The organism is Citrobacter sp. wls757 (assembly GCF_005280935.1).
GTDB classification, from domain to species: Bacteria; Pseudomonadota; Gammaproteobacteria; order Enterobacterales; family Enterobacteriaceae; genus Citrobacter; species Citrobacter portucalensis.
This window is the reverse complement of sequence record NZ_SZWU01000063.1, coordinates 1-10,719: the sequence shown is the minus strand read 5'-3', so window position 1 is coordinate 10,719 and position 10,719 is coordinate 1. Positions and strand designations below refer to the sequence as shown.

The window sequence follows — 10,719 nt, the reverse complement described above, 5'->3', positions numbered from 1 at the left end:
TTGTTGCTACGCAATACCCTCCGCTTATTCCTCCCGGCCTGACGGAAACACGTCGGCAATTTTCATTTTCAGCCGGACCAGCCCACACCTGACCACCTGAGCTTTTACTTGAATACCTGTGAACAGCAAAACGGATATAGCTGAAAGCCAGAGCGCTGAAGCGACACCCTGGTCCGGCTGAAAATCGATGAGGCGTTGACGGCTGACCGGGACTGCCCGCAGGGATGCGGGCAGAGGGGATGGCCTGCATGGATGCAGGCTCGGCCCCGACCCGACAGGCAGACGGAATAAGACGAATAACTCGCGCAGCGACGATTTTCCCGCCGGGAGCCTGGGTTGCAAGGGAGGCGGCGGTGAGCCTTCCTTGCACGTTCACGGGCATCAGCGCTTCAGAGAAATGACATCGCTGAGGTGAACGGAACCCTGAGCAAGAATCACATGTTCACCATACATGCTTAACTGACGAGCATTAAGGCATTTCGCCTCTCTTTGTTATGCGTCTTTCGTGTTGCCCGGCGCGCGAGTGAAGGGAACCGGAAGCCATGCACGAATCGACAACCCACCGCGTTCACTGGTACCAATCTCCAGCATACCGTTATGGTTATCAATAATACGCTGCACAATCGCCAGACCCAGGCCCGTGCCGCTGGTACTGCGCGCGCTGTCGCCGCGGACAAACGGCTGGAACAGGTGCTTACGCTGCTCCGGCTTGATGCCCGGACCATCATCTTCTACCTGGAACCAGGCGCGATGCTGCTCCATTCCGCTACTGACCTTAATCCAGCCGTTGCCGTAGCGGGCGGCATTAACCACCATATTGGCAACCGCACGCTTGATCGACAGCGGGTGCATCTTCACCTGAATGCTGCCCGGCAGCAGCGCAGTTTCGATTTCACGTTCGTAGCCGCTTTCTGCCGCCACCACTTCACCCAGCACCGAGTTCAGATCTGCCATCTCCATTGGCATCTCCTGACCGGTACGCAGGTAATCGATGAACTGCTCGATGATGGCGTTACACTCTTCGATGTCCTTATTGATGGACTCCGCAAGATAACCGTCCTCTTCGCCCATCATTTCCGTCGCCAGACGAATACGCGTAAGCGGGGTACGTAAATCGTGGCTCACGCCCGCCATTAACAGCGTACGGTCATCGGCCAGCTGCTTCACGCCCGCGGCCATATGGTTAAAGGCTCGGGTTACGGAGCGCACCTCTGAAGCGCCATACTCACGCAACGGCGGCGGAATGATACCTTTCCCCACCTGCAGCGCCGCATGTTCAAGATCCACCAATGGCCGGTTCTGGATACGGATAAACAGCCACGCCCCACCGATAGCCAGCAGCATAATCGCCAGCGTATAGCGGAACAGTGGTGAAAAATCGCCCTGATGAATTTCCGTAAGCGGCACGCGTACCCAGATATTGGGCGACAGCCAGGTTTTCAGCCACACGACCGGCGAGCTTTTGTTGACCTCAACGCGGACTTCCGTTGGGCCACCCAGCTGCTGCGCCATCTGATGGCTTAAGAATTCATAGTGTTGCGCCCAACGCAGTCCGGCCTCTTCAGCGGCCTCGTTGGAATAGAGAGAAATACCCAGCTCACGATAAATTTCCCGGCGGAATGCGGGCGGCACCACCAGTTGCGTACCGTCCTCCAGCTGCAGTTTATCGGTCATCAGCATACGAACTTCGTACGCCAGGACCTTATTAAACTGCTGGAGGCTCGGCAGAATCGCGAAGTTCAGCACTACCAGGTATGTCGTCACCAGGCTGGCAAACAGCAAGGTGACGATGAGCAACAACGTGCGGGCAAACGAACTTCGTGGTGAGAAGCGCATTCGCCTCATGCTTTAGAACCGTCCGGAACAAAGACGTAGCCCAGACCCCATACGGTCTGAATGTAGCGTGGATGAGCCGGATCTTCTTCCACCATGCGGCGCAGACGGGAGATCTGGACGTCAATAGAACGTTCCATAGCAGAATATTCACGACCACGGGCGAGGTTCATCAGCTTGTCGCGGGACAGCGGCTCGCGCGGGTGGCTTACCAGCGCTTTCAGAACCGCAAACTCCCCACTGGTGAGCGGCATCGGCTCATCTTCGCGGAACATTTCACGCGTACCGAGGTTCAGCTTGAACTTACCAAAAGCGATAACCGCTTCTTCCTGAGAAGGTGCGCCCGGCAGTTCATTCGCCTGACGACGCAGGACTGCACGAATACGTGCCAGCAGCTCACGCGGGTTAAACGGTTTCGGGATGTAATCGTCGGCACCGATTTCCAGCCCTACGATACGGTCAACTTCTTCACCCTTCGCTGTGACCATAATGATCGGCATCGGGTTGCTCTGGCTGCGCAGGCGACGGCAAATAGACAGGCCATCTTCTCCCGGCAGCATTAAATCCAGCACCATCAGGTGAAAGGACTCACGGGTCAGCAGACGATCCATCTGCTCAGCGTTTGCGACGCTTCGAACCTGGAAGCCCTGCTCGGTCAGATAACGCTCCAGAAGCGCACGCAAGCGCATGTCGTCATCGACCACCAGAATCTTATAGTTCTCTTGCATTGTTATTACTCCCAAAGGTTCGCAACAATTAAGTGTATATTCTTAAGAAAGCTAACGTGAGTCACCAGCGAATTCTGGTATGAATTCCAGGCTAAATTGTTACAAAGCATATTAAACAGCAGCTTAAGTATACAATGTTTCTCGCAATACATTATTTATTCTGTTGATATGCTCACGTAATACTAATTGTGCGCATCATCACAGAGTCGAAGGTAAAACAATAAGATGAAAACGCCCCTGATAACCCGTGAAGGGTATGAAAAACTTAAACAAGAGCTGAATTATCTCTGGCGTGAAGAGCGCCCGGAAGTCACCAAAAAAGTTACCTGGGCCGCAAGTCTGGGTGACCGCAGCGAAAATGCCGACTACCAGTATAATAAAAAGCGCCTGCGTGAGATCGACCGCCGCGTCCGTTATTTGACCAAGTGCATGGAGAATCTAAAAATCGTCGATTACTCCCCACAGCAGGAAGGCAAAGTCTTCTTTGGCGCATGGGTTGAGATTGAAAATGACGATGGCGACATCCGCAAATTCCGTATTGTTGGCTACGATGAGATCTTCGGTCGTAAAGATTACATCTCAATCGACTCACCAATGGCGCGGGCGCTATTGAAAAAAGAGGTCGGCGATCTCGCAGTAGTAAACACCCCAGGTGGCGAAGCCAGCTGGTACGTGAATGAGATTGAATACGTGAAGTGAGACCGGAACAATCCGAAGCCCCGGCAGATGGCTGGCATTTTTGCCAGTCAATCCGTATAACTATCCCCTGATTTTTTATCCTATAGACGAAGCTATCCATGATGAATGATTCTTTCTGCCGCATTATCGCAGGTGAAATTCAGGCTCGTGCTGAACAGGTAGAAGCTGCCGTTCGCCTGCTTGACGAAGGGAACACCGTGCCGTTTATCGCACGATATCGTAAGGAAATCACCGGCGGTCTGGACGATACGCAACTGCGTAATCTGGAAACCCGTCTGGGATATCTGCGTGAACTGGAAGACCGCCGTCAGGCAATCCTGAAATCTATCGGCGAGCAAGGCAAACTGACCGACGATCTGGCGAACGCGATCAACGGTACGTTAAGTAAGACCGAACTCGAAGACCTCTATCTGCCGTACAAACCTAAGCGCCGCACCCGTGGGCAGATCGCCATTGAGGCCGGACTGGAGCCGCTGGCAGACCTGTTGTGGAACGAACCGTCTCACGACCCGGAAACGGAAGCCGCAAAATATCTCAACGCCGAAAACGGCGTGGCGGATACCAAAGCCGCCCTCGACGGCGCGCGCTACATTCTAATGGAGCGCTTCGCTGAAGACGCTGCTCTGCTGGCGAAAGTACGTGATTATTTGTGGAAAAACGCCCACCTGGTCGCCACCGTGGTAAGCGGTAAAGAAGAGGAAGGCGCTAAGTTCCGCGACTACTTTGATCACCACGAACCGATTTCTACCGTGCCATCCCACCGTGCGCTGGCCATGTTCCGTGGCCGTAACGAAGGCGTGTTGCAACTTTCACTGAATGCCGATCCGCAATTCGATGAGCCACCAAAAGAGAGCCACGGCGAGCAGATTATCCGGGATCACCTGGGACTACGCCTGAACAACGCCCCAGCAGACAGCTGGCGTAAAGGCGTGGTTAGCTGGACGTGGCGCATCAAGGTGCTGATGCACCTCGAAACGGAGCTGATGGGTACCGTGCGCGAACGTGCGGAAGATGAAGCTATCAACGTCTTTGCCCGTAACCTGCATGACCTGCTGATGGCCGCTCCGGCCGGACTGCGCGCCACCATGGGGCTCGATCCGGGTCTGCGTACCGGTGTAAAAGTGGCGGTAGTTGACGGTACCGGCAAGCTGGTCGCGACCGATACCATTTATCCGCATACCGGCCAGGCCGCCAAAGCCGCCGTTGCCGTTGCGGCGCTGTGTGAAAAACACAACGTTGAGCTGGTGGCGATTGGTAACGGTACGGCGTCGCGCGAAACCGAACGTTTCTTCCTCGACGTACAGAAGCAATTCCCGCAAGTGACTGCACAGAAAGTGATCGTCAGTGAAGCTGGGGCATCGGTTTACTCTGCTTCCGAGCTGGCGGCGCTGGAGTTCCCGGACCTCGACGTTTCGCTGCGCGGTGCGGTGTCTATCGCCCGTCGTCTGCAGGATCCGCTGGCTGAGCTGGTGAAAATCGATCCGAAATCTATCGGTGTGGGCCAGTATCAGCACGACGTTAGCCAGACCCAGCTGGCGCGTAAGCTGGATGCGGTAGTGGAAGACTGTGTGAACGCCGTCGGCGTCGATCTGAATACCGCCTCCGTACCACTGCTGACCCGTGTTGCCGGCCTGACGCGCATGATGGCGCAGAATATCGTTGCCTGGCGCGATGAGAACGGTCAATTCCAGAACCGTCAGCAACTGTTAAAAGTCAGCCGTCTTGGGCCTAAAGCCTTTGAACAGTGCGCGGGCTTCCTGCGTATCAACCACGGCGATAACCCGCTGGATGCCTCAACCGTTCACCCGGAAGCTTATCCGGTTGTGGAACGCATTCTGGCCGCCACCGAGCAATCGTTGCGTGACCTGATGGGTAACAGCAGCGTACTGCGTAATCTGAAAGCCGCTGATTTTACCGACGAACGCTTCGGGGTGCCGACCGTCACCGACATCATCAAAGAGCTGGAAAAACCGGGCCGCGATCCGCGTCCTGAATTTAAAACCGCGCAGTTTGCCGATGGTGTAGAAACCATGAACGATCTGCTGCCGGGAATGATTCTGGAAGGGGCAGTCACCAACGTCACCAACTTCGGCGCGTTTGTTGATATCGGCGTTCATCAGGATGGTCTGGTGCATATCTCTTCGCTGTCGAATAAGTTCGTCGAAGATCCGCACACCGTGGTGAAAGCAGGCGACATTGTGAAGGTGAAAGTGCTGGAAGTGGACCTGCAACGTAAGCGTATCGCGCTGACCATGCGTCTGGACGAGCAGCCGGGTGAAACCAATGCGCGTCGCGGCGGCGGGAATAACGATCGCACTCAGGGTAATCGCCCGACGCCAAAAGCCGCGAAACCGCGTGGCCGTGACGCACAGCCTGCGGGCAACAGCGCGATGATGGATGCGCTGGCTGCGGCAATGGGTAAAAAACGCTAAGTTTAAACCCTGTGCCGGATGGTGGTGTAAACGCCCTGTCCGGCCAGGTTATCGCAATTAATTTGCAGGCCGGATAAGACGCATGAGCGACGCCATCCGGCATATTTAATCTATGCCCCGCTTTGCACCACAATATATTTATCACTTCATTAACAGATGAAACCTTAATTAAACATTAAGAATCTCAATAATTACTTCCGCGAATCACTCGTTTCCAACCAGAATAAATATTGAGGAATATCAAAATTGGCTCAAATTATTATCCAATTGTACATTCCGTCACATTTATTCTATTGATGATAGAAACCATTCTCATTATCATTGATTTGTTGATTATTTACTCTTTCCTTACGTTGGCTAATCATCTGGTCTCATGCCGCCCTGTCGCCCCATGAGGTTATCATCCAGTTAGCGAGATATAAGTAGGTCCCTATGCAATTCACTCCTGACAGTGCGTGGAAAATTACCGGTTTTGCCCGTGAAATCAGCCCGGCTTATCGTCAGAAACTGTTGTCACTTGGCATGCTACCCGGCTCATCCTTCAACGTGGTACGCGTCGCCCCGCTCGGCGATCCTATCCATATCGAAACGCGTCGCGTAAGTCTGGTATTGCGTAAGAAGGATCTGGCGTTATTAGAAGTGGAAGCGGTTTCCTGTTAATACAGTGAGTCTATAAAAATGAAAAAACTAACCATTGGTTTAATTGGTAATCCTAATTCCGGCAAGACAACTTTATTCAACCAGCTCACCGGCGCGCGCCAGCGTGTAGGCAACTGGGCTGGCGTTACCGTTGAGCGTAAAGAAGGCCATTTCGCCACGACGGACCACCAGGTCACGCTGGTCGATTTACCCGGCACCTATTCTCTGACGACAATCTCATCGCAAACCTCTCTCGATGAGCAGATTGCCTGCCACTATATTTTAAGCGGCGACGCGGATCTCTTGATCAACGTGGTCGATGCTTCAAACCTTGAACGCAACCTCTACCTGACGTTGCAACTGCTTGAGCTGGGTATTCCCTGTATCGTCGCACTGAACATGCTGGATATTGCTGAGAAACAGCAAATCCGTATCGATATCGACGCCCTCTCCGCTCGTCTTGGCTGTCCGGTGGTTCCACTGGTATCCACCCGCGCCCGCGGCATTGAAGCACTGAAGCTGGCGATCGATCGCTACAAAGAAAACGACACCGTTGAGCTGGTCCATTATGCCCAGCCGCTGCTGCAAGAAGCTGATTCCCTCGCCGACGCAATGGCCAAAGATATGCCGCTTAAACAGCGCCGCTGGCTAGGCCTGCAGATGCTCGAAGGCGATATCTACAGCCGTGCTTACGCCGGTGATGCTGCACAAAACCTTGATGCCGCTGTTGCTCGCCTGAGTGAGACAATGGACGACCCGGCGCTACATATTGCCGATGCACGTTACCAGTGCATTGCCGCTATCTGCGATACCGTCAGTAATACCCTGACGGCAGAGCCGAGCCGTTTCACCACCGCGGTAGATAAAATTATCCTCAACCGCTTCCTCGGTCTGCCGATTTTCCTGTTCGTGATGTACCTGATGTTCCTGCTTGCCATCAACATTGGCGGCGCGCTGCAGCCGTTGTTTGATGTTGGCTCCGTGGCACTCTTTATCCATGGTATTCAGTGGATTGGCTATACGCTGCATTTCCCGGACTGGCTGACCATCTTCCTGGCCCAGGGCCTTGGCGGCGGGATTAACACCGTGCTGCCGCTGGTACCGCAAATCGGCATGATGTACCTGTTCCTCTCCTTCCTTGAAGACTCCGGCTACATGGCGCGCGCCGCGTTTGTGATGGACCGTTTGATGCAGGCGCTGGGACTGCCGGGCAAATCGTTTGTCCCGCTGATCGTCGGCTTTGGCTGTAACGTACCGTCTGTAATGGGCGCACGTACGCTGGATGCCCCGCGTGAGCGTTTGATGACCATCATGATGGCGCCGTTTATGTCCTGTGGTGCACGTCTGGCGATTTTCGCCGTCTTTGCCGCCGCGTTCTTTGGTCAGAACGGCGCGCTGGCGGTCTTCTCGCTGTACGTACTGGGTATCGTCATGGCGGTGTTGACCGGCCTGATGCTCAAACACACCATCATGCGTGGCGAAGCAACGCCGTTCGTGATGGAGCTGCCGGTATATCACGTGCCGCACATTAAGAGTCTGATCATTCAAACCTGGCAACGTCTGAAAGGCTTCGTTCTGCGTGCAGGTAAAGTCATCATCATCGTCAGCATTTTCCTCAGTGCGTTTAACAGCTTCTCACTGAGCGGGAAAATCGTCGACAACATCAACGACTCTGCTCTGGCCTCCGTTAGCCGCGTCATTACCCCAGTCTTCAAACCGATTGGTGTTCACGAAGATAATTGGCAGGCAACCGTAGGTCTGTTCACCGGCGCGATGGCGAAAGAAGTGGTTGTCGGTACGCTGAACACGCTCTATACCGCAGAAAACATTCAGGAAGAAGAGTTCAACCCGGCAGATTTCCACCTCGGTGATGAGCTGCTCAGCGCGGTAGATGAAACCTGGCAAAGCCTGAAAGACACTTTCAGCCTGAGCGTGCTGGCTAACCCTATCGAAGCCAGCAAGGGCGACGGTGAAATGGCTACCGGTGCAATGGGCGTGATGGGCGAGAAATTTGGCAGCGCCGCCGCCGCGTACAGCTACCTGATCTTTGTTCTGCTGTATGTACCGTGCATTTCAGTGATGGGCGCTATCGCACGTGAATCCAGCCGTGGCTGGATGAGCTTCTCGATTCTGTGGGGCCTGAATATCGCCTACTCTCTGTCGACGCTGTTTTATCAGACGGTCAGCTACAAAGAGCACCCGACCTACAGCCTGGTGTGCATTTTAGCGGTCATCCTGTTTAACATCGTGTTGCTGGGCCTGCTGCGTCGAGCTCGCAGCCGCGTGGACCTCGCACTGCTGGCAACCAACAGAACGGCGAGTTCCTGCTGTTCCAGCACGACTGGCGATTGCCACTAAGGTTATCGACAATGGCATCGCTTATTCAGGTTCGTGATTTACTGGCTTTGCGGGGGCGCATGGAGGCGACACAAATTAGCCACACGCTGCATACCCCGCAACCCATGATTGACGCCATGCTGAATCAGTTAGAAAAGATGGGCAAAGCGGTGCGGATTCAGGAAGATGCCGACGGGTGTCTTTCCGGAAGCTGCAAAAGTTGCCCGGAAGGTAAAGCCTGCCTGCGCGAGTGGTGGGCTTTACGCTAATCAGATGCTCTTTGCCGGATGGCGCTACGCTTATCCGGCCTACAAATGATGCAAACGTCCAGGCCGGATAGCGCGTTTACGCTGATTTCCGGCTTTTTTGCGTAATGGATTCCACACAGATTTCATTATTTCAGCAAAAAAGATCTATCCTCCAGCCAGCCACGCATCGTTATTAATTCGTGGATGATTACTGGTAACCTGGGAAGTAGAGTCTCGTCATCTTTTTTCTCAGGTATAGCACCGCGTTTCCACTGATCGATATCACCGTTGTGCCCGATGACGAGATTATGCAGCATCGCCGGATGGCGCTGTTGGAGCTCATCCAAAAGCATATTCGTAAACGCGATTTGATGGGGCTGGTAGAAAAACTGGCCATCCTGCTTGTTAAAGGACACGCTAATGACAACCAGTTGAAAGCCTTGTTTAATTATTTAATGCAGGCTGGTAACACCACACACTTTGGCGAGTTTCTTCATGAAGTCGCCGAACGTTTACCCCAACATAAGGACAAGTTGATGACTATCGCCGAAAGATTACGACAGGAAGGGCACCTTAATGGTCTTCAGGAAGGCCATAGGAAAGGGTTGCAAGAAGGGTTACAAACGGGTCTGCAACAAGGCAAACGAGAGGAAGCATTACGTATTGCATCAACCATGCAGGCTGATGGTATAGACCCACTAACCATCTTCAGAATTACTGGCCTGACCGCTGAGGATCTGGCTACGCGCAGCCATTAATCTCAGGCCCGGCGAGCATGGCACCACCGGGCAACACATCAAATTTATAGTTTCTGTTTTAACGCCACAAGCGCTGCACAGAATTCGGCGGGATGCGAGATAAACGGCGCATGCGCCGCTTTGGCAAACACCAAAGACTCGCTCTGCGGCCACAGGGCATCCAGCATCGGGACGACTTTGCGCGGCACCAGCCCGTCAAGATTGCCGTACAACCGCAGGAAAGGCATTTCCACCGCGCACAGCGGTTCTCGCAGATCGACCGTTTTCAGGATCTCAAGTCCACCATTGAGCACCTCGACGTCCGGCATGGGTAAAGCCAGTACCGTTTTCTTCAGCGCTCGCGCATCCTGACGCGCAGTTTCTGTGCCCATCGTTTGCAATGCCAGAAAACGCTCCACCGTACGCTGGAAATCTTCGCTCAGCTGCTGCTGGAAGCCTGCCAGCACCTCTGGCTTGATTCCCGGCCACTCATCCCGCGCGCTAAAGCAAGGGGAAGACGCGACGGTCACCAGCGTCTGAACACGCTCAGGATGCGTTAACGCCACCTGACTCGCGACCAGCCCGCCCAGACTCCAGCCGAGCCAGATAGCTTTCTCCGGTGCCTGTTTCAATACCCGCTCAGCCATCTCTTCCAGTGACATTGCACCGAAACCCTGGCTACGACCAAATCCCGGTAAGTCGACAAGATGCAGCGTAAAATGCGAGCTCAGTTCCTCGCTTATGCAATGCCACACTTGCGCATTCAGTCCCCATCCGTGCAGCAGCACAAGATGGCAATTTCCCGAACCCTGGGTCTGCCACCAGATGTCATTCATCAGTTATTGTTCTCTTTTAGCCTGAAAGGATGCATCTATGCTAACAGTACCGGGATTGTGCTGGCTATGCCGAATGCCCCTGACGTTAGGGCATTGGGGGATCTGCTCAGTCTGTACGCGGGCAACGCGTCAACACGCCAGCCTGTGCCCTCAATGTGGACTCCCTGCCGCTCATACCGTCATTCCCTGTGGGCGCTGCCTGCAAAAACCGCCGCCGTGGCAGCGGCTGG

The 10,719-nt window shown here is 54.2% G+C and carries 8 protein-coding genes and 2 pseudogenes; 7 read left to right on the top strand and 3 right to left on the bottom strand.

Features of this window, described 5'->3' with window-relative positions; genetic code table 11:
• Positions 1-492: 492 nt before the first annotated feature.
• Positions 493-1,845, bottom strand: coding sequence for a two-component system sensor histidine kinase EnvZ (gene envZ / locus FDW94_RS18310; RefSeq protein WP_003827658.1), 1,353 nt, complete (start codon positions 1,843-1,845; stop codon positions 493-495).
• Entirely contained in the window at positions 1,842-2,561 is a 720-nt protein-coding gene (gene ompR / locus FDW94_RS18305) for a two-component system response regulator OmpR (protein ID WP_001157751.1), read from the bottom strand. Before ompR ends, envZ begins: the two co-directional genes overlap by 4 nt.
• Before the next feature lie 225 nt (positions 2,562-2,786).
• Between ompR and greB the strand changes: the two genes are divergently transcribed.
• From greB to FDW94_RS18275, 6 genes and pseudogenes are all read left to right on the top strand, one after another.
• A complete protein-coding gene (greB, locus tag FDW94_RS18300) occupies positions 2,787-3,260 on the top strand; it encodes a transcription elongation factor GreB (RefSeq protein ID WP_003023524.1) in 474 nt (157 codons plus the stop codon).
• Between the two features lie 98 nt (positions 3,261-3,358).
• Positions 3,359-5,692 (top strand): Tex family protein, encoded by a 2,334-nt coding sequence (locus tag FDW94_RS18295; protein WP_137378056.1) that lies wholly within the window; start codon positions 3,359-3,361, stop codon positions 5,690-5,692.
• Positions 5,693-6,124: 432 nt separating this feature from the next.
• Positions 6,125-6,352 (top strand): ferrous iron transporter A, encoded by a 228-nt coding sequence (gene feoA, locus FDW94_RS18290; RefSeq protein ID WP_003023519.1) that lies wholly within the window; start codon positions 6,125-6,127, stop codon positions 6,350-6,352.
• An 18-nt stretch (positions 6,353-6,370) separates the two neighbouring features.
• Positions 6,371-8,689, top strand: coding sequence for a Fe(2+) transporter permease subunit FeoB (feoB, locus tag FDW94_RS18285; RefSeq protein WP_008786334.1), 2,319 nt, complete (start codon positions 6,371-6,373; stop codon positions 8,687-8,689).
• An 11-nt stretch (positions 8,690-8,700) separates the two neighbouring features.
• Positions 8,701-8,937, top strand: a complete 237-nt coding sequence (feoC, locus tag FDW94_RS18280; RefSeq protein WP_003023516.1) for a [Fe-S]-dependent transcriptional repressor FeoC — start codon at positions 8,701-8,703, stop codon at positions 8,935-8,937.
• A gap of 233 nt (positions 8,938-9,170) precedes the next feature.
• Positions 9,171-9,674: pseudogene (locus FDW94_RS18275) on the top strand (Rpn family recombination-promoting nuclease/putative transposase); the annotation flags it as partial.
• Between the two features lie 44 nt (positions 9,675-9,718).
• On the opposite strand, the gene bioH reads toward FDW94_RS18275, so the two are convergent.
• Positions 9,719-10,489: a pimeloyl-ACP methyl ester esterase BioH gene (bioH, locus tag FDW94_RS18270; RefSeq protein ID WP_137378055.1), complete on the bottom strand. Its 771-nt coding sequence runs from the start codon at positions 10,487-10,489 to the stop codon at positions 9,719-9,721.
• Between the two features lie 37 nt (positions 10,490-10,526).
• Between bioH and FDW94_RS18265 the strand changes: the two are divergent.
• Positions 10,527-10,719: pseudogene (locus FDW94_RS18265) on the top strand (DNA utilization protein GntX); the annotation flags it as partial.

Bases quoted from the DNA above. Each gene is read 5' to 3' on its own strand.
- envZ (WP_003827658.1), bottom strand. From the start codon at position 1,845: ATGAGGCGAATGCGCTTCTCACCACGAAGTTCGTTTGCCCGCACGTTG.
- ompR (WP_001157751.1), bottom strand. From the start codon at position 2,561: ATGCAAGAGAACTATAAGATTCTGGTGGTCGATGACGACATGCGCTTG.
- greB (WP_003023524.1), top strand. From the start codon at position 2,787: ATGAAAACGCCCCTGATAACCCGTGAAGGGTATGAAAAACTTAAACAA.
- FDW94_RS18295 (WP_137378056.1), top strand. From the start codon at position 3,359: ATGATGAATGATTCTTTCTGCCGCATTATCGCAGGTGAAATTCAGGCT.
- feoA (WP_003023519.1), top strand. From the start codon at position 6,125: ATGCAATTCACTCCTGACAGTGCGTGGAAAATTACCGGTTTTGCCCGT.
- feoB (WP_008786334.1), top strand. From the start codon at position 6,371: ATGAAAAAACTAACCATTGGTTTAATTGGTAATCCTAATTCCGGCAAG.
- feoC (WP_003023516.1), top strand. From the start codon at position 8,701: ATGGCATCGCTTATTCAGGTTCGTGATTTACTGGCTTTGCGGGGGCGC.
- bioH (WP_137378055.1), bottom strand. From the start codon at position 10,489: ATGAATGACATCTGGTGGCAGACCCAGGGTTCGGGAAATTGCCATCTT.